General features: G+C 47.5%; 15 protein-coding genes. All 15 read left to right on the forward strand.

Annotation, left to right across the window (positions count from 1 at the left end):
- Nucleotides 1-307 precede the first annotated feature (307 nt).
- The 15 genes from H9626_RS09855 (at nucleotide 308) to carB (ending at nucleotide 19051) form a co-directional block, all read left to right on the forward strand.
- A complete protein-coding gene (locus H9626_RS09855) occupies nucleotides 308-1243 on the forward strand; it encodes a tetratricopeptide repeat protein (protein ID WP_178255701.1) in 936 nt (311 codons plus the stop codon).
- 73 nt (nucleotides 1244-1316) lie between these two features.
- Nucleotides 1317-1907, forward strand: a complete 591-nt coding sequence (gene hisH, locus H9626_RS09860) for an imidazole glycerol phosphate synthase subunit HisH (RefSeq protein WP_178255700.1) — start codon at nucleotides 1317-1319, stop codon at nucleotides 1905-1907.
- A 12-nt stretch (nucleotides 1908-1919) separates the two neighbouring features.
- Nucleotides 1920-2639 (forward strand): 1-(5-phosphoribosyl)-5-[(5-phosphoribosylamino)methylideneamino]imidazole-4-carboxamide isomerase, encoded by a 720-nt coding sequence (gene hisA, locus H9626_RS09865; protein ID WP_178255699.1) that lies wholly within the window; start codon nucleotides 1920-1922, stop codon nucleotides 2637-2639.
- Nucleotides 2640-2643: 4 nt separating this feature from the next.
- Complete coding sequence (gene hisF, locus H9626_RS09870; RefSeq protein ID WP_191710393.1) at nucleotides 2644-3396, forward strand: imidazole glycerol phosphate synthase subunit HisF; 753 nt, start codon at nucleotides 2644-2646, stop codon at nucleotides 3394-3396.
- Between the two features lie 27 nt (nucleotides 3397-3423).
- On the forward strand, nucleotides 3424-4035 hold the full coding sequence (gene hisIE, locus H9626_RS09875; protein WP_178255697.1) for a bifunctional phosphoribosyl-AMP cyclohydrolase/phosphoribosyl-ATP diphosphatase HisIE: 612 nt from the start codon (nucleotides 3424-3426) through the stop codon (nucleotides 4033-4035).
- A 6-nt stretch (nucleotides 4036-4041) separates the two neighbouring features.
- The gene (locus H9626_RS09880; RefSeq protein ID WP_178255696.1) at nucleotides 4042-4719 is read left to right on the forward strand and encodes a cell division ATP-binding protein FtsE; all 678 of its coding nucleotides are present in this window, start codon (nucleotides 4042-4044) and stop codon (nucleotides 4717-4719) included.
- An 11-nt stretch (nucleotides 4720-4730) separates the two neighbouring features.
- Nucleotides 4731-5903 (forward strand): nicotinate phosphoribosyltransferase, encoded by a 1173-nt coding sequence (gene pncB / locus H9626_RS09885; RefSeq protein ID WP_191710394.1) that lies wholly within the window; start codon nucleotides 4731-4733, stop codon nucleotides 5901-5903.
- A gap of 320 nt (nucleotides 5904-6223) precedes the next feature.
- Complete coding sequence (locus tag H9626_RS09890; RefSeq protein WP_178255694.1) at nucleotides 6224-7720, forward strand: 2-isopropylmalate synthase; 1497 nt, start codon at nucleotides 6224-6226, stop codon at nucleotides 7718-7720.
- A 14-nt stretch (nucleotides 7721-7734) separates the two neighbouring features.
- Nucleotides 7735-9132 (forward strand): 3-isopropylmalate dehydratase large subunit, encoded by a 1398-nt coding sequence (gene leuC, locus H9626_RS09895; RefSeq protein ID WP_178255693.1) that lies wholly within the window; start codon nucleotides 7735-7737, stop codon nucleotides 9130-9132.
- A gap of 15 nt (nucleotides 9133-9147) precedes the next feature.
- A complete protein-coding gene (leuD, locus tag H9626_RS09900; protein ID WP_191710395.1) occupies nucleotides 9148-9744 on the forward strand; it encodes a 3-isopropylmalate dehydratase small subunit in 597 nt (198 codons plus the stop codon).
- Nucleotides 9745-9753: 9 nt separating this feature from the next.
- Entirely contained in the window at nucleotides 9754-11280 is a 1527-nt protein-coding gene (locus tag H9626_RS09905; RefSeq protein ID WP_178255691.1) for a hydroxymethylglutaryl-CoA lyase-like TIM-barrel protein, read from the forward strand.
- Between the two features lie 35 nt (nucleotides 11281-11315).
- On the forward strand, nucleotides 11316-12377 hold the full coding sequence (gene leuB / locus H9626_RS09910) for a 3-isopropylmalate dehydrogenase (RefSeq protein ID WP_178255690.1): 1062 nt from the start codon (nucleotides 11316-11318) through the stop codon (nucleotides 12375-12377).
- 386 nt (nucleotides 12378-12763) lie between these two features.
- Entirely contained in the window at nucleotides 12764-14647 is a 1884-nt protein-coding gene (locus tag H9626_RS09915) for an amidophosphoribosyltransferase (protein WP_191710396.1), read from the forward strand.
- A 53-nt stretch (nucleotides 14648-14700) separates the two neighbouring features.
- Nucleotides 14701-15777: a glutamine-hydrolyzing carbamoyl-phosphate synthase small subunit gene (gene carA, locus H9626_RS09920; protein WP_178255688.1), complete on the forward strand. Its 1077-nt coding sequence runs from the start codon at nucleotides 14701-14703 to the stop codon at nucleotides 15775-15777.
- 46 nt (nucleotides 15778-15823) lie between these two features.
- Nucleotides 15824-19051, forward strand: a complete 3228-nt coding sequence (carB, locus tag H9626_RS09925) for a carbamoyl-phosphate synthase (glutamine-hydrolyzing) large subunit (protein WP_191710397.1) — start codon at nucleotides 15824-15826, stop codon at nucleotides 19049-19051.
- The last annotated feature ends 139 nt before the right edge of the window (nucleotides 19052-19190 follow it).

Genomic DNA, 19190 nt, shown 5'->3' on the forward strand with positions numbered 1-19190 from the left:
ATAATACTTTATTTTTGATGTTTTTAACAAAAAAAGCTGCAAGGAGCAAGCCTTTGTGCGCACGAAATCGTATATTTGTACGCAGTACGAACTAACAGCCTGTTTTAATGTTGCTTAGCTTGGTTTTGAAACCTGAAAAATTCTACCCGTAGCGTTAACCAACGCTATGGGAAGAAAGGAGGAACTTATCCGCATGGGATGAGGGTTTCTTGCGGTAGTGTTTTGCAAGGCAAAATCACAGCCGGTTTCACGGTATGGCAAACGGGTGGAGGGCAATGCTTGAACAGACTATAAATACTTCATTATTATGGGTTTATTATCATCCCTGTTCGGGGGAAGCAAAACAGATGGAAATCAGACCGGACAAGACGAGAAAAATTTTGAAATACTAAAATACGATGGGATTCGCGCACGGAACATGGGGCAACTTGCCTACGCCATTAAATGTTTCGAGAGTGCCGTTGCGCTGAACGACGAACCGGAAACTCTGGGGCTGCTGGCAAACGCCTATTTGCAGACGGGACATTTGGAAGACGCCCGCCACACGTTGGAGCGGCTGACTGTAAAAGACGCTACGAACCTGAGTGCATGGCTGGCGCTTGCCAACGTATGTTATATGCAGGAAGACTATGCAACCATGAACGATGTTTGCCAGAAAGCGCTTGCCTTAGACGACAAAAACGCCACCGTGTATTACCAGTCGGCACGTGCCGCTAAAGGATTGAAAAACGACTTGCAGGCAGTTGTGCTGCTGACCAAAGCCCTCGTGCAGGATGACGGGTTTATCAACGCCTACCTGCTGCGCGCCGAAATCTTGTGGGAGATGCGTCAGGCGAAAGATGCGAAAGAAGACATACAGAAAGTGCTGCAACTGAGCCCCGACAGTGAAGAAGCTCTGTTGCTGAACGGAAAAATAGACGCGGCGTTGGGTAATGTGGAGGCGGCATTGCAAGGCATCGACCACGTAATATCGCTGAATCCTTTCCACGAAGAAGGTTACTTGCTGAAGGCAGGGATATTCCTCTTGCAAAAAGACTTTGACAAGGCGATTGATACGTATACCGAAGCGATGGAACTGATGGAAGATAACGCTCGCCTGTATCAGGAGCGCGGACGTGTTTATTTGCTGAAAGGCGATAAGGAAAAAGCCGCTGCCGACCTGAAGCGAGCCATCGAGCTGAACCCCGAAAGCGAAAACCTGATAACGGGGAATTTTAAGAATTACGAAGCCAAGAACGGCTGAAAGGAAACTTTTTGTTACAGATTCTTGGTGTGAACGTATAATTCGTTATTTTTGCAAAAAATGAATTGACGGAATGCAAGTAGCTATTATCAAATATAACGCCGGCAACCTTTTTTCGGTTGACTATGCGTTGAGGCGGCTCGGAGTGGAGCCTGTCATTACATCGGACAAGGAACTGTTGCTGAAGGCTGACAAGATTATTTTTCCCGGAGTGGGCGAGGCGGAAACCACCATGAACCACTTGCGGGCAAACGGACTTGACCTTTTTATAAAAGACTTGAAACAACCCGTACTGGGCATCTGTTTGGGGATGCAGCTCATGTGCCGCCATTCGGAAGAGGGAGATACCGACTGTCTGGGTATTTTCGATACCGATGTGTGCCGTTTCCTCCCGAAGAAGCATGAGGATAAAGTGCCTCACATGGGATGGAACACGATAGGGCAGACATGCAGCCCGCTGTTTCGGGGGTTCGGGAAAGAAGAGTTCGTTTATTTCGTACACAGTTACTACGTTCCGGTGAATGTCCATACGGCAGCCGTAACCGATTATATCCTGCCTTTCAGCGCAGCGTTGCATAAAGATAATTTCTATGCCACGCAGTTTCATCCCGAAAAGAGCGGGAAGGTAGGCGAACGCATCCTTTCTAATTTTTTAAATCTCTAAACCGATAACACTATGATAGAACTGATTCCGGCTATCGACCTGATTGATGGAAAATGTGTCCGTCTGTCGCAGGGCGATTACGATACCAAACAAATATATAATGAAAATCCGGTAGAGGTGGCGAAAGAATTTGAAGCGTACGGCATCCAGCGCCTGCATGTGGTCGATTTGGATGGTGCGGCTTCGCAGCACGTGGTAAACTATCGGGTGCTTGACCGTATAGCCGGGCAGACTTCGCTGAAAATTGATTTCGGCGGGGGCATCAAGAGCGATGAAGATTTGGTAATTGCTTTCGACAACGGGGCGCAGATGGTTACGCTGGGCAGTGTGGCGGTTAAACACCCGGAACTGTTCGACAAATGGCTCGGCATGTACGGAAGCGAGAAAATCATCTTGGGTGCCGATACGAAGAACGGCAAAATAGCCGTGAACGGCTGGAAGGAAGAAAGTACGCAAGAATTGATGCCTTTTTTGGCAGACTATATAAATAAAGGTGTAAAGAAGGTACTCTGTACAGACATCAGTCGCGACGGTATGCTGGAAGGACCTTCCGTAAACCTGTATAAGCAAATCATGGAGGCGCATCCGGAGCTGCACCTGATAGCCAGCGGCGGAGTAAGCCGGCTGGATGATATATTGGCTTTGGAAGCGGCGGGAATCCCGGCTGTGGTTTTCGGCAAAGCCCTCTACGAAGGTCGTATCACGTTGAAAGAACTCAGCTCATTAATATAAATATATGTTAGCGAAACGAATTATCCCCTGTCTGGATATAAAAGACGGACAGACGGTGAAAGGAACAAACTTTGTCAATCTCCGCGAGGCAGGCGACCCCGTGGAGCTGGGCAAGATGTACAGCGAACAAGGAGCCGATGAACTGGTTTATTTAGATATAACCGCCAGCCACGAAGGACGCAAAACGTTTACCGACTTGGTACGCCGTATTGCCGCCGAAATCAATATACCTTTTACGGTAGGCGGAGGAATAGGCGAGCTGGCAGATGTCGATCGCCTGCTGAATGCAGGTGCAGATAAAGTTTCGGTCAATTCAGCGGCAATCCGTAATCCGCAGTTGGTGAATGATATAGCCAAACATTTCGGCTCGCAGGTCTGTGTGGTGGCTATTGATGCACGCCAAACTCCGCAAGGATGGAAATGCTATCTGAACGGCGGACGTCTGGAAACCGACCGTTACCTGATGGATTGGGCAAAAGAAGTAAACGACAGAGGAGCGGGAGAAATTCTGTTTACCAGCATGGATCATGACGGCGTGAAAAACGGATATGCCAATGCTGCTTTGGCTGAATTGAGTGAAAGCCTTACCATCCCTGTAATCGCTTCGGGCGGCGCCGGGAAGAAAGAACATTTCCGCGACGCATTCTTGGAGGGCAAGGCGGATGCTGCACTGGCTGCCAGCGTCTTCCATTTCGGGGAAATACCCATCCCTGAATTAAAGGCTTACCTGCGCAGCGAAGGAATTAATATACGATAATATGATGTAAAGCAATATAAAGAGAATATGGAACTTGATTTTGAAAAAATGAACGGACTTGTTCCGGCGATAATCCAAGATAATTATACCCAGAAAGTATTGATGCTGGGGTTTATGAACAAAGAAGCGTATGACAAGACGGTAGAAACAGGTAAGGTAACCTTCTTCAGCCGCACAAAAAACAGATTGTGGACGAAGGGCGAAGAAAGCGGGAACTTCCTGCACGTGGTTTCGATTCAGGCAGACTGCGATAAGGATACCTTGTTGATAAAGGTACATCCCGAAGGTCCGGTCTGTCATACGGGAACAGATACTTGTTGGGGAGAGAAAAACGAGCAAGACATCATGTTCTTGAAAGAACTGCAAGACTTCATCGACAAACGCCACGCCGAGATGCCCGAAAAGTCGTATACCACCAGCCTGTTTAAGTCGGGGGTAAACAAAATGGCACAGAAGGTTGGCGAAGAAGCCGTAGAAACCATCATAGAAGCTTGTAACGGAACCGATGAACGGTTGATTTACGAAGGAGCGGATTTACTTTACCATCTGATTGTGCTGCTGACATCGAAGGGGTATCGCATTGAAGATTTGGCGCGCGAGCTGAAAGAACGCCATAGCGAAAACTGGAAAAAACACTGATAACGCATGGAAGAACAACCGTTAGTCTCCTATAAAAATGTGTCGATTAATCAGCAGGGCTTGGGAATCCTGTGCGATATAGATTTCGAACTGCACAAAGGCGAATTTGTTTACATAATCGGGAAAGTGGGAAGCGGAAAATCCACTTTCCTGAAAACCATTTATGGCGAATTGGACGTATGCGAAGGTGAAGCATGGGTTTTGGGGTATAACATGCGTACCATTAAATATAAGAACATAGCGCCTTTGCGCCGTAAGCTGGGAATCGTTTTCCAAGACTTCCAGTTGCTTACTGACCGAACCGTATACGAGAACCTTGCATTTGTGTTGAAAGCAACCGGATGGAAAAACCGCGCCGAAATCGATGAAAGAATCAACGAGGTGCTGGAACAGGTAGGCATGAGCAATAAAGGATATAAAATGCCCAACGAACTTTCGGGAGGTGAACAGCAACGAATCGTGATTGCGCGCGCTATTTTGAACAAGCCTGAAATTATACTGGCAGACGAACCGACCGGCAATTTGGACGTAGAAACCGGATGCCGGATTGTGGAATTGCTGCGTGAGATATGCAGTCAAGGGTCTGCCATCATCATGACAACCCATAATTTGAATCTGCTTTCAGAATACCCCGGCGAGGTATTCCGTTGTGAAAATCATCGAATGGTAAAGATCAGTTCCTAATAGAAATATTTATGGTAATAAAAACTATTTTAGATACAGATTTATATAAGTTTACCACTTCGTATGCTTATATCAAATTGTTTCCGTATGCGGTAGGAACGTTTTCTTTTAAAGACCGCGATGAAACCGAATATACGGAAGGCTTTCTGAATGCTTTGAGAAATGAAATTCAGAACCTGAAGTTGGTGGCGTTGACAGAGGAAGAATTGGAATACATGTGCAGCCATTGCCGTTTTTTGCCTCGTGTGTATTGGGAGTGGCTTTCTTCGTTCCGCTTCGATCCGCAGAAAATTGAGGTCTATTTGGACGAAAACCGCCATCTGCACATGGAGGTAACCGACTATCTGTATAAAGTAACCCTTTATGAAGTTCCTTTGCTGGCTATCATATCCGAAATAAAGAATCAATTCCTGAATAGGATACCGGATAAGAACAGTATCTTGGAAAAATTGGAAGGGAAGATTGCTTTGTCGAACAATCATGGAATGCTCTTTTCTGAATTTGGAACACGCCGTCGTTTTTCGTTTGAGGTACACGATATCGTTGTTGCCTATTTGAAGGAACACGCCCGTTTCTGTACGGGGACTTCAAACTGTTACTTTGCCATGAAGTACGATATGAAACCGATGGGGACGCATCCGCACGAGTGGTTTATGTTCCACGGAGCGCAATTCGGGTATAAACATGCCAATTATATGGCTTTGGAAAACTGGGTGAATGTTTACGATGGTGATTTAGGTACGGCACTGTCGGACACTTATACTTCAGACTCTTTTTTGAGTAACTTTAGCAGGAAACAGGCAAAGCTGTTCGACGGTGTCCGCTGTGATTCCGGCGATGAATTTGAGTTTATCGAACGCCTGATAGCACGTTATAAAGAGCTGGGCATTGACCCTACCACAAAGACTATCATCTTCAGCAATGCGCTTGATTTTGAAAAAGCATTGAGCATCTATGAATATTGTAAAGGAAAAATACGCTGCTCATTTGGTATCGGTACCAACCTGACGAACGATACCGGTTATCAGCCTTCAAATATCGTGATGAAACTGTCGCGCTGTAAGATGAATCTGAACCAAGAATGGCGTGAATGTGTTAAATTGTCAGACGATATGGGTAAACACATGGGAAGTATCAGTGAAGTGGAAGCCTGTTTGCACGAATTAAGGATAGAAGGCGAATAAAATGTCGAATAATTCCAATCAACGGCGTTGTTATGTGAATTTGTAGTTAAATCGGATAAAAAACTTTCATTTTATTTGATTGTATCGAAAGAATGTTTACCTTTGCAGCGTTAAAATAAAAAAGAAGAGATGAATAGATTGTTTTTACATATTTTGCTATGCGGTTTGATTAATCTACTGGAAACCCCGGTGGGAAGTGAGTCGTGTGCATATAATTGTTAGATGTAAAAACAAAAATGATATAAAGCCTTTCTCACTTCCTTGTGCGAAAGGCTTTTTTTTGAAGTAACAAATGATAAAAAGATAAAAGCAATCAGACTATGAGTGACAGATTATTTATTTTCGACACTACGCTTCGCGATGGGGAACAGGTTCCCGGTTGTCAGTTGAATACCGTAGAAAAGATTCAGGTAGCGAAACAACTGGAAGCGTTGGGAGTGGACGTTATTGAAGCAGGATTTCCGGTTTCAAGTCCGGGAGATTTTAATTCGGTGATTGAAATATCAAAGGCAGTAACATGGCCTACTATTTGTGCATTGACCCGTGCCGTTCAAAAAGATATCGATGTAGCTGCCGATGCTTTGAAATATGCCAAACACAAACGCATCCATACAGGTATCGGAACTTCCGACCCGCATATCAAATACAAGTTTAATTCCACCCGCGAGGAAATCATCGAACGTGCGGTGGCGGCTGTAAAATATGCCCGTAAATATGTAGACGATGTAGAGTTTTATGCCGAAGATGCTGGACGTACTGAAAATGAATATCTGGCTCGTGTGGTCGAAGCTGTGATCAAGGCGGGAGCTACCGTGGTGAATATTCCCGATACTACGGGCTATTGCTTGCCGGATGAATACGGTGCCAAGATAAAATATCTGATGGAGCATGTAGACGGCATTGACAAAGCGATAATCTCTACCCACTGTCATAACGATTTGGGTATGGCTACGGCCAATACCATCAACGGAGTGTTGAACGGTGCGCGTCAGGTAGAAGTTACAATAAACGGAATTGGTGAGCGTGCGGGAAATACTTCGCTGGAAGAGGTGGCAATGATATTACGTTGTCATAAAGACATTCATATTGATACGAATATCAATACCCAGAAGATTTATCCTACCAGCCGAATGGTTTCCAGTCTGATGAACATGCCGGTTCAGCCCAATAAGGCAATCGTAGGACGCAATGCGTTTGCCCACTCTTCGGGTATTCACCAAGACGGTGTGTTGAAGAATGTACAGACTTATGAAATTATCAACCCGAAAGATGTGGGTATTGATGATAACGCCATCGTACTGACGGCACGTAGCGGACGTGCAGCATTGAAACATCGTCTGCATGTGCTGGGGGTTGAAATGACTCAGGAGAAACTGGATAAGGTGTACGAAGACTTCTTGAAACTTGCCGACAAGAAAAAAGATATTACCGACGATGATATTCTGGTTCTGGCGGGAGCAGACCGTAACGTAAACCATCATATTAAGTTAGAGTATCTTCAGGTGACGAGTGGGGTAGGAGTTCGTTCGGTTGCCAGCTTGGGATTGAATATTTCTGGAGAACATTTTGAAGCGGCAGCCACAGGAAACGGTCCGGTAGACGCTGCCATCAAAGCGGTGAAGCAGATTATAAAACGCCAGATGACGCTGAAAGAATTTACCATTCAGGCTATCAGCAAAGGAAGTGACGATGTAGGTAAAGTTCACATGCAGGTAGAGTATGACGGACAGATGTATTACGGCTTCGGTGCAAATACCGACATCATAGCCGCTTCGGTAGAGGCTTACATTGATTGTATCAACAAATTCAGAAAATAACGAAACGAGAAAAAATGGCTAACACATTATTTGACAAGATTTGGGATGCACATGTAGTGCAGGAGGTGAAAGAAGGACCTACACAATTATATATAGACAGACTTTACTGTCATGAAGTAACCAGTCCGCAGGCTTTTGCCGGATTGCGTGCGAGGGGGTTGAAGTGTTTCCGTCCGGAGCGTATCTATTGTATGCCCGACCACAATACGCCTACTCATGACCAAGATAAACCTATTGAAGACCCCGTATCGAAAGCGCAGGTAGACGCTTTGGCGAAAAATGCCGCCGATTTCGGCCTGACACACTTCGGGATGATGAACAAGAAAAACGGTATTATCCACGTAGTAGGTCCGGAACGCGGGCTGACTTTGCCGGGCATGACCATTGTTTGCGGTGACTCGCATACCTCTACTCACGGGGCAATGGGAGCGATTGCTTTCGGTATCGGAACCAGCGAGGTTGAGATGGTAATGGCTTCGCAATGTATCTTGCAGTCTCGCCCGAAAACGATGCGTATCACGATTGACGGCACGCTGGGGAAAGGGGTAACGGCTAAAGACGTGGCCTTGTATATGATGTCGAAGATGACCACCAGTGGTGCTACGGGATACTTCGTAGAGTATGCCGGAGAAGCAATCCGCAGCCTGACGATGGAAGGACGCCTTACGCTGTGTAACCTGTCTATCGAAATGGGAGCGCGTGGCGGTATGATTGCTCCCGATGAGGTGACTTTCGAATACATTAAGGGGCGTGAATATGCTCCGAAAGGCGAAGAATGGGACAAGGCGCTTGCTTACTGGAAAACATTGAAGAGCGATGACGATGCCGTATTCGATAAAGAAGTGCGTTACGATGCAGCCGATATCCAGCCGATGATTACGTATGGCACGAATCCGGGTATGGGCATGGCAGTTACGGCGCATATCCCTACTACCGAAGGAATGAGTGATGTAGAAAAAGGTTCGTTTGAAAAATCAATGAAATACATGGGCTTTGAGCCGGGTGAATCGTTGTTGGGCAAGAAGGTTGATTACGTATTCCTCGGTGCATGTACCAACGGACGTATCGAAGACTTCCGTGCTTTCGCTTCCATCGTAAAAGGACGGAAGAAAGCCGATAACATCATCGCATGGTTGGTTCCCGGCTCATGGATGGTCGACGAACAGATTCGCGAGGAAGGGTTAGACAAGGTGTTGGAAGCTGCCGGTTTTGAAATCCGTCAGCCCGGATGCTCGGCTTGTCTGGCAATGAACGACGATAAGATTCCGGCAGGCAAATACGCTGTATCGACGAGTAACCGTAATTTCGAAGGACGTCAGGGACCGGGTTCTCGTACCCTGCTGGCAAGTCCGCTGACTGCTGCCGCTGCCGCTGTAACAGGTGTGATTACCGACCCCAGAACATTAATGTAATTTTATCATGACATTATGAAACAGAAATTTAATATCATAACAAGCACTTGTGTGCCTTTGCCTTTAGAGAATGTAGATACAGACCAAATCATCCCGGCTCGTTTCCTGAAAGCCACTACACGCGATGAGAAGTTTTTCGGCGATAATCTGTTCCGCGACTGGCGTTATAATCCCGATGGTTCGTTGAATAAGGATTTTGTATTGAACAATCCTACTTACAGCGGTGAAATTTTAGTGGCAGGAAAAAACTTCGGTAGCGGTTCCAGCCGCGAACATGCAGCGTGGGCGATTGCCGGTTACGGTTTCCGCGTGGTGGTTTCAAGTTTTTTTGCCGACATCCATAAAAATAACGAGTTGAATAACTTTGTGCTTCCGGTAGTAGTGAGCGAAGGATTTCTGAAAGAATTGTTCGATTCGATTTATTCCGACCCTAAAACAGAGGTTGAAGTAAATCTGCCTGAGCAGACCATAACGAACAAGGCAACCGGAAAATCGGAGACCTTCGAAATCAATGCCTATAAGAAGCATTGTTTGATGAACGGACTGGACGACATTGATTTTCTGGTAGAGAATAAAAGTAAAATAGAAGCCTTCGAAGAGGCACGTAAATAAACTGCTTATATGGAGAATCATCCGAGAATAGAAATCATGGACACGACGTTGCGCGACGGTGAACAGACCAGCGGCGTTTCGTTCGTGCCCCATGAAAAGTTAATGATAGCCCGCTTGTTGCTCGAAGATTTGAAAGTCGACCGTATCGAAGTGGCTTCAGCACGTGTGTCTGAAGGAGAGTTTGGTGCGGTGAAGATGATATGCGACTGGGCGGCACGACGTAACATGCTGCCTCGGGTGGAAGTGTTGGGATTTGTCGACGGCAAGGTGTCGGTCGATTGGATACACGATGCGGGATGCCGCGTCATTAATTTGCTCACGAAGGGTTCGGAAAAGCACTGTAAGTACCAACTGCAAAAGACGCTGGACGAACACATCGAAGACATACGCAGCGTGGTTGCCTATGCTCATGAGCGCGATATGGACGTAAATGTCTATTTAGAGGATTGGAGTAACGGCATTAAGGATTCGCCCGATTATGTGTTCGGGTTGGTAGACGGACTGCGGGATACGGGAATCAAGCGCTTCATGCTGCCCGATACGTTGGGCATACTGAACCCATTGCAAGTCATTGAGTTCATGCGCAAGATGAAAAAGCGTTATCCTGATTTGCATTTCGATTTCCATGCCCATAATGATTATGATTTGGCAGTAAGCAATGTGTTGGCTGCCGTGTTGAGCGGCGTAAAGGGACTGCATACCACCATCAACGGATTGGGGGAACGCGCCGGTAACGCCCCTCTCGCCAGCGTACAGGCTATCTTGAAAGACCATTTCCATGCCATAACGAATATCGACGAGAGCCGCTTGAACGACGTTAGCCGCGTAGTAGAGTCGTATTCCGGCGTAACGATTCCTGCCAACAAGCCCATCGTGGGCGAGAGCGTGTTTACGCAGGTGGCGGGAGTACATGCCGATGGCGACAATAAAAACAACCTGTATTGTAACGACCTGCTGCCCGAACGTTTCGGCAGGGTGCGTGAGTATGCGTTGGGAAAGACTTCGGGGAAAGCAAACATCCGCAAGAACTTGGAGAGTCTGGGGCTGGAGCTTGACGAGGATTCGATGCGGAAAGTAACCGAACGTATCATCGAACTGGGCGACCGCAAGGAATTGGTGACGCAAGAAGACCTGCCCTACATCATTAGCGATGTGTTGAAACACGATGGGGCGCAGAACAAGGTAAAGCTGTTGAGCTACTTCGTTACGCTGGCTCAAGGACTGAAACCGATGGCTACCCTGAGTATCGAAATCAACGGAAAGGTGTATCAGGAAAGTTCTTCCGGCGACGGACAGTACGACGCTTTCGTGCGTGCGCTCCGTAAGATTTATAAGGGAACGCTCAACCGCAAATTCCCCATGCTTACCAATTATGCCGTGACGATTCCGCCCGGCGGACGCACCGATGCGTTTGTGCAAACCGTTATCACGTGGAATTACGATAACCGTGAGTTCCGTACCCGTGGGCTGGATGCCGACCAGACCGAAGCGGCAATCAAGGCAACCATTAAGATGTTGAATATAATAGAAGAGTAAGCCTACTCGATAAGAACCTAAAACGAAGAAAAAACATGGATTTTAAAATTGCAGTATTAGCCGGCGATGGCATCGGACCTGAAATTTCGGTTCAGGGCGTAGATGTGATGACTGCCGTTTGTGAGAAGTTTAACCATACAGTTAGTTATAAATACGCACTTTGCGGCGCACATGCCATCGACGAGGTGGGCGACCCGTTCCCTGAAGATACTTACCGTATCTGTAAGGAGGCTGATGCCGTGCTGTTTTCGGCGGTAGGCGACCCGAAGTTCGATAATGACCCTACGGCGAAAGTACGTCCCGAACAGGGATTGCTGGCGATGCGTAAAAAGTTGGGATTGTTTGCCAACATCCGTCCGGTACAAACCTTTAAATGCCTGCTTCATAAGTCTCCGCTTCGTGCCGAACTGGTAGAGGGAGCCGATTTTCTCTGCATACGCGAACTGACCGGAGGCATGTACTTCGGCGAGAAATACCAAGACAACGATAAGGCGTACGACACGAATTATTACACCCGCCCGGAGATAGAACGCATCCTGAAAGTAGGATTCGAATACGCCATGAAACGCCGCAAACACCTCACCGTGGTTGATAAGGCAAACGTATTGGCTTCTTCTCGGTTGTGGCGTCAGATTGCACAGGAGATGGCTCCCAAATATCCCGAAGTCACCACCGACTACATGTTCGTCGATAACGCTGCGATGCGCATGATTCAAGAACCCACCTTCTTCGATGTCATGGTAACCGAAAATACCTTCGGCGACATCCTGACCGACGAAGGCTCTTGCATCAGCGGTTCGATGGGACTGCTTCCCTCGGCATCTACCGGAGAAAGCACGCCGGTGTTCGAGCCCATCCACGGCTCATGGCCGCAGGCTAAGGGACTGAACATCGCCAATCCGCTGGCACAAATCCTTTCCGTAGCCATGCTGTTCGAGTATTTCGACTGCAAAGAAGAAGGTGCACTGATTCGTCGTGCCGTTGATGCCTCGTTGGATGCTTGCGTACGTACTCCTGAAATCCAAGTAGAAGGCGGAGCGAAATACGGAACAAAAGAAGTAGGTGCTTGGATTGTAGACTACATCAAGAAAGCATAATACATACCCCGTATATACACTGAGGCTGCTGTCTATTTCTACCCAAAATTAACCCGTTGATTAACAAGTAGAAAAGACAGCAGTTTTTTTATTAAAACGCAAGCGGTAGCGTTGCCTGTTTCTATTCGAACAACTCACCCTTTCTACCGCAAGGGATGAGTCGTCTTTGCGGTAGCGTTTATTCTGCGATAAATTATTTTTGAGAAACATTTTCTTGTGTCTGCCAAAACTATTATCTTTGCATCCCGAATTATAGGAAGACGCAATGTGTAGTTTTTTTTATAAATATAGGGAATTGGATAAGAATTAATACCTGAAATTACTTTTCAGTAATTCAGGTATTTTTTTTATTTATGAAGAGGCAAACTAAACGATAAGACGAAATTATGGAACCACTGAAACATGAATGCGGGGTCGTGCTGATACGTCTGCTGAAACCTTTGGAGTATTATCAGGAAAAGTACGGCACGTGGATGTATGGACTAAACAAGCTGTATCTGATGATGGAAAAACAGCATAACCGCGGACAGGAAGCGGCAGGGCTGGCTTGCGTGAAATTACAGGCAAATCCGGGAGAGGAATATATGTTCCGCGAGCGTGCGTTGGGCGCGGGGGCGATAACCGAAATCTTCAGCACCGTGCATTCGCAATTCCGCGATCTGACACCCGAACAGATGAGCGATGCCGAATATGCCAAGACATGCCTTCCGTTTGCGGGAGAACTTTATATGGGGCATTTGCGCTATTCTACTACGGGAAAGAGCGGAATATCGTACGTCCATCCGTTTTTGCGCCGCAATAATTGGCGGGCGAAAAACCTTGCGCTGTGCGGCAATTTCAATCTGACCAATGTCGACGAGATTTTTGCAGACATTACAGCTTTCGGTCAGCATCCGCGCAAGTATGCCGATACGTATATCATGTTGGAGCAGGTGGGGCATCGCCTCGACCGCGAAGTGGAACGGTTATATAATGAATGTAAGGCGGAGGGACTGGAAGGCATGGCTATTACCCATGCGATAGAAGACCGCATCGACCTGACCAATGTACTGAAAACCTCTACTCCGAAGTGGGACGGGGGATATGTTATCTGCGGACTGACCGGCAGCGGAGAAACCTTTGCCGTGAGAGACCCGTGGGGCATCCGTCCGGGCTTTTGGTATATGGACGATGAGATTATGGTGTTGGCATCGGAGCGTCCGGTTATCCAGACGGCGCTGAATGTTCCTGTCGACAGCATCCATGAGTTACAGCCGGGGCAGGCTATCCTTGTTAATAAAAAAGGAGAGATGCACCTTGCACAGATAAACGAGCCGAAGGTGAAAAAGGCTTGCTCGTTTGAGCGCATCTATTTCAGCCGGGGCAGCGACATTGATATTTACCGCGAACGGAAGCTGTTGGGGAAAAAGCTGGTAGAGCCGATACTGAAAGCTGTTGATTATGACGTGGTTCATACCGTGTTCTCGTTTATTCCCAATACGGCGGAAGTAGCCTTTTACGGCATGTTGGAGGGCTTTGACAACTATTTGAACCAGTTGAAAGTACAGCGCATCGAGGCTTTGGGGCATAAGCCCAGCCATACAGAGCTGGAGCAAATTCTTTCGCAGCGTATCCGCAGCGAGAAGGTGGCTATAAAAGACATTAAGCTGCGTACATTCATCGCCGAAGGAAACACCCGCAACGACCTTGCCGCCCATGTATATGATATTACGTACGGAAGTCTGATTCCTTACGAAGACAATCTGGTGATTATCGACGACAGCATCGTGCGCGGTACTACCCTGAAGCAAAGTATCATCAGCATCCTCGACCGTTTGCATCCGAAGAAAATCGTCATCGTATCCTCTTCTCCGCAAGTGCGTTACCCCGATTATTATGGAATAGACATGGCAAGCATGGAGCAGTTTATCGCTTTCCGTGCAGCCATCGCCCTGCTGGAAGAGCGGGGGATGCGTGATACCATCGAGTCGGCATACCGCAAATCGAAAGCCCAACTGGGTTTGCCGAAAGAACAGATGGTAAACTATGTGAAAGAAATCTATGCACCGTTTACCGACGAAGAAGTTTCTGCCAAGATGGTAGAACTGCTCACCCCTGCCGGAACACAGGCGAAAGTAGAGATAGTCTACCAAACACTGGATGGATTGCATGAAGCATGTCCGTCGCACGAAGGCGACTGGTACTTTAGCGGTGATTATCCCACTCCGGGCGGCGTGAAGTTGGTTAATCAGGCATTTATCGACTATATAGAACAGAACTACACGTTTTGACTTCCGATGATATTTATAAAAAGATAACAACAACATACTAACAGAACGAATTAATGAGAAACGTAACCCTTATCCTTGACGACGGGAGCCGATTCAGCGGCAAGTCGTTCGGCTACGAAAAGCCCGTAGCGGGCGAGGTTGTGTTTAATACAGCCATGACCGGATATCCCGAAAGCCTTACAGACCCCTCGTATGCAGGACAGTTGATGACGCTTACTTATCCGCTTGTAGGAAACTATGGTGTACCTCCGTTTACCATCGAGGCCAACGGACTGCCTACTTTTATGGAGAGTGAAAAAATTCATGCAGAGGCAATTATCGTGAGCGATTACAGCGAGAAGTATAATCACTGGAACGCGGTAGAAAGTCTTGCCGACTGGTTGAAAAGAGAGCAGATACCGGGTATTACGGGTATAGACACGCGCGAGCTGACAAAGGTATTGCGCGAGCATGGCGTAATGATGGGGAAAATTGTTTTCGACGATGAGCCGGATAACATCCCCGAAGCTACTTATGCGGGTGTGAATTATGTCGATAAGGTGTCATGTAAAGAGGTGATTCGGTATAACGAAGGAGAAGGCAAGAAGAAAGTGGTGCTTGTTGACTGTGGCGTGAAAGCGAATATCATCCGCTGTCTGCTGAAGCGCGACGTAGAGATTATCCGTGTTCCGTGGAACTATGATTTCAACGGACTGGAATTCGACGGACTGTTCATCTCAAACGGTCCCGGTGATCCGGACACCTGCGATGAGGCTGTGCAGAATATCCGTAAGGCTATGCAGAATGAAAAGTTGCCTATCTTCGGTATCTGTATGGGAAACCAGCTTTTGTCGAAAGCAGGGGGAGCCAAGATTTATAAGTTGAAGTACGGTCACCGCAGCCACAATCAGCCGGTGCGTATGGTGGGTACGGAAAAATGTTTCATCACCAGTCAGAATCACGGTTACGCCGTAGACAACAATACGCTGGGGGCAGACTGGGAACCGCTTTTCATCAATATGAACGACGGGTCGAACGAAGGAATCCGTCACAAACAGAATCCGTGGTTCTCGGCGCAGTTCCATCCCGAAGCAGCCAGCGGTCCTACGGATACCGAGTTTTTGTTTGATGAGTTCGTGAAACTTCTCTAACCGTTATCCACAGTTTATTAATTCTCATACTTTAACGAAAGCTATTATGAAAGAAAATATAAAGAAAGTATTGTTGTTAGGTTCCGGAGCCTTGAAAATCGGAGAGGCAGGTGAGTTTGATTACTCCGGCTCGCAGGCGCTCAAGGCGTTGAAAGAAGAAGGTATTCAAACCGTTCTTATCAATCCTAATATCGCCACGGTGCAGACTTCGGAAGGGGTTGCCGACCGTATCTATTTCCTTCCCGTTACTCCGTATTTCGTAGAGAAGGTGATTGCAAAAGAACGTCCCGACGGCGTGTTGTTGTCGTTCGGAGGACAGACAGCGCTTAACTGCGGTGTGGAGCTGTATCGTGCAGGCGTATTCGAGAAGTACGATGTGCAGGTACTCGGTACGCCCGTTCAGGCTATCATGGATACCGAAGACCGTGAGTTATTTGTAAAGAAACTCGATGAGATAAATGTCAAAACCATAAAGAGCGAGGCTTGCGAGAACATCGAACAGGCACGTCAGGCTGCCCGTGATTTGGGCTATCCCGTTATCATCCGTGCGGCTTATGCGCTGGGCGGACTCGGTAGTGGTTTTTGCGACAATGAAGACGAGCTGAACGTACTTGCCGAAAAAGCATTCTCGTTTTCTCCGCAAGTATTGGTGGAAAAGAGCTTGAAAGGATGGAAGGAAGTGGAATACGAAGTGGTGCGCGACCGTTTCGACAACTGTATCACGGTCTGCAACATGGAGAACTTCGACCCGCTGGGAATCCACACGGGTGAAAGTATCGTTATCGCTCCGAGCCAGACGTTGACAAACAGCGAATACCATAAGTTGCGTGAGCTTGCCATCCGCATCATCCGTCACATCGGTATCGTAGGAGAATGTAACGTGCAGTATGCTTTCGACCCCGAATCAGAAGATTACCGCGTAATCGAAGTCAACGCACGTCTGTCTCGTTCGTCTGCGCTTGCTTCTAAAGCCACGGGTTATCCGTTGGCATTCGTGGCTGCGAAGTTAGGTTTGGGTTACGGACTGTTCGACCTGAAGAACTCGGTTACTAAGACCACTTCGGCATTCTTCGAACCGGCATTAGACTACGTGGTTTGTAAGATTCCGCGTTGGGACTTGGGTAAATTCCACGGCGTAGACCGCGAATTGGGTTCAAGTATGAAGTCTGTGGGCGAGGTGATGGCTATCGGACGCACGTTTGAAGAAGCCATTCAGAAAGGTTTGCGCATGATTGGTCAGGGAATGCACGGCTTTGTAGAGAACAAAGAACTGGTTATCGCTGACATCGACAAGGCGTTGCGCGAGCCGACCGACAAACGTATCTTTGTAATCTCAAAGGCTATGCGTGCGGGATATACCGTTGACCAGATTCACGAGTTGACCAAGATTGACAAGTGGTTCCTCTATAAGTTGGAAAACATCATGCAGACTTCAAAAGAGCTGAACGATTGGGGAAACAATCACAACCAAATTGCCCAGCTCCCGCAAGACCTGCTGTATAAAGCAAAACGTCAGGGATTCTCCGATTTCCAAGTAGCCCGTGCGATAGGTTATCAAGGCGATATGGAAGACGGCATTCTTGAGGTGCGTCGTTACCGCAAGAGCGTAGGCATTGTTCCGGTGGTGAAACAGATTGATACGCTGGCTGCGGAATATCCGGCACAGACAAACTATCTGTATCTTACTTACAGCGGCGTGGCTAACGATGTTCATTATTTAGGCGATCATAAGAGTATTGTGGTACTGGGTTCGGGAGCTTATCGCATCGGTTCGTCGGTAGAATTCGACTGGTGCGGCGTGCAGGCGCTGAACACCATCCGTAAGGAAGGATACCGCTCGGTTATGATTAACTACAACCCCGAAACCGTTTCTACGGACTACGATATGTGCGACCGTCTGTACTTCGACGAGCTGACTTTCGAGCGTGTGATGGATATCCTCGACTTGGAGAACCCGCATGGCGTAATCGTTTCTACGGGTGGTCAGATTCCGAACAACCTTGCTCTTCGTCTGGATGCTCAGAAAGTAAACATCCTCGGTACGTCTGCCAAGAGCATCGACAATGCGGAAGACCGTGACAAGTTCTCGGCAATGCTCGACCGTATCGGTGTCGACCAGCCTGAATGGAGCGCGTTGACTTCGATGGAAGATATCAATGCCTTTATCGAAAAGGTAGGATTCCCTGTGCTGGTTCGTCCGTCGTACGTGTTGTCGGGAGCGGCTATGAATGTATGCTCCAACCAAGAAGAGCTGGAACGTTTCCTTCAGTTGGCAGCCAACGTATCGAAGAAACACCCGGTTGTGGTGAGCCAGTTTATCGAACATGCAAAGGAAGTGGAAATGGACGCAGTGGCTCAAAACGGCGAAATCGTGGCATACGCAATTTCCGAGCATATCGAGTTTGCCGGCGTACATTCCGGAGACGCAACCATCCAGTTCCCGCCCCAAAAGCTGTATGTTGAAACGGTGCGCCGCATCAAGCGTATTTCCCGTCAGATAGCCAAAGAACTGAACATCTCCGGACCGTTCAATATCCAGTTCCTTGCCCGTGAAAACGACATCAAGGTTATTGAGTGTAACTTGCGTGCCAGCCGTTCATTCCCGTTCGTAAGCAAAGTGCTGAAGATAAACTTCATCGAGCTTGCCACGAAAGTGATGCTGGGTATTCCGGTAGAGAAGCCCGAAAAGAACTTGTTCGAATTGGATTACGTGGGAATCAAAGCCAGCCAGTTCTCATTCAACCGTTTGCAGAAAGCCGACCCGGTTTTGGGCGTGGATATGGCTTCGACAGGCGAGGTAGGATGTATCGGCGAAGACACCTCATGCGCTGTTCTGAAAGCCATGTTGTCTGTCGGTTACCGCATCCCGCAGAAAAACATTCTCATGTCTACCGGTGCGCCCAAGCAGAAAGTGGATATGCTGCAAGCGGCTCAAGCATTGAAGGCTAAAGGGTATAACATTTTCGCTACGGGCGGTACGTCTAAATTCCTGACCGAAAACGGCGTGGAAAATACGCGCGTGTTCTGGCCCAGCGAAGAAGGTCATCCGCAAGCGTTGGAAATGTTGCATAACAAAGAGATAGACATGGTGGTGAACATCCCGCGCGACTTGTCGGCAGGAGAGCTGGATAACGGTTACAAGATTCGCCGTGCAGCCATCGACTTGAATATTCCTTTGATAACCAACGCCCGTCTTGCCAGTGCGTTTATCAATGCGTTCTGCACCATGACGATTGACGATATCGCCATCAAAGGTTGGGATGAATATAAATAATTCCGTCGGGTAAGACATCTCGTTCAATTATATAGTAACACGGTTGATACGGACAGATGCGGTACAAACAAAGCCGCACTGCCTGTATCAGCCGTGTTTTTTTGCGTTAAAGGCAGATGATTATATTATTTCACATAAA

This window comes from Phocaeicola faecium (genome assembly GCF_014837055.1).
Lineage (GTDB): Bacteria > Bacteroidota > Bacteroidia > Bacteroidales > Bacteroidaceae > Phocaeicola > Phocaeicola gallinarum.

Excerpts from the sequence above, each read along its gene's own strand:
- H9626_RS09855 (WP_178255701.1), top strand. The coding sequence starts at position 308 with ATGGGTTTATTATCATCCCTGTTCGGGGGAAGCAAAACAGATGGAAAT.
- hisH (WP_178255700.1), top strand. The coding sequence starts at position 1,317 with ATGCAAGTAGCTATTATCAAATATAACGCCGGCAACCTTTTTTCGGTT.
- hisA (WP_178255699.1), top strand. The coding sequence starts at position 1,920 with ATGATAGAACTGATTCCGGCTATCGACCTGATTGATGGAAAATGTGTC.
- hisF (WP_191710393.1), top strand. The coding sequence starts at position 2,644 with ATGTTAGCGAAACGAATTATCCCCTGTCTGGATATAAAAGACGGACAG.
- hisIE (WP_178255697.1), top strand. The coding sequence starts at position 3,424 with ATGGAACTTGATTTTGAAAAAATGAACGGACTTGTTCCGGCGATAATC.
- H9626_RS09880 (WP_178255696.1), top strand. The coding sequence starts at position 4,042 with ATGGAAGAACAACCGTTAGTCTCCTATAAAAATGTGTCGATTAATCAG.
- pncB (WP_191710394.1), top strand. The coding sequence starts at position 4,731 with ATGGTAATAAAAACTATTTTAGATACAGATTTATATAAGTTTACCACT.
- H9626_RS09890 (WP_178255694.1), top strand. The coding sequence starts at position 6,224 with ATGAGTGACAGATTATTTATTTTCGACACTACGCTTCGCGATGGGGAA.
- leuC (WP_178255693.1), top strand. The coding sequence starts at position 7,735 with ATGGCTAACACATTATTTGACAAGATTTGGGATGCACATGTAGTGCAG.
- leuD (WP_191710395.1), top strand. The coding sequence starts at position 9,148 with ATGAAACAGAAATTTAATATCATAACAAGCACTTGTGTGCCTTTGCCT.
- H9626_RS09905 (WP_178255691.1), top strand. The coding sequence starts at position 9,754 with ATGGAGAATCATCCGAGAATAGAAATCATGGACACGACGTTGCGCGAC.
- leuB (WP_178255690.1), top strand. The coding sequence starts at position 11,316 with ATGGATTTTAAAATTGCAGTATTAGCCGGCGATGGCATCGGACCTGAA.
- H9626_RS09915 (WP_191710396.1), top strand. The coding sequence starts at position 12,764 with ATGGAACCACTGAAACATGAATGCGGGGTCGTGCTGATACGTCTGCTG.
- carA (WP_178255688.1), top strand. The coding sequence starts at position 14,701 with ATGAGAAACGTAACCCTTATCCTTGACGACGGGAGCCGATTCAGCGGC.
- carB (WP_191710397.1), top strand. The coding sequence starts at position 15,824 with ATGAAAGAAAATATAAAGAAAGTATTGTTGTTAGGTTCCGGAGCCTTG.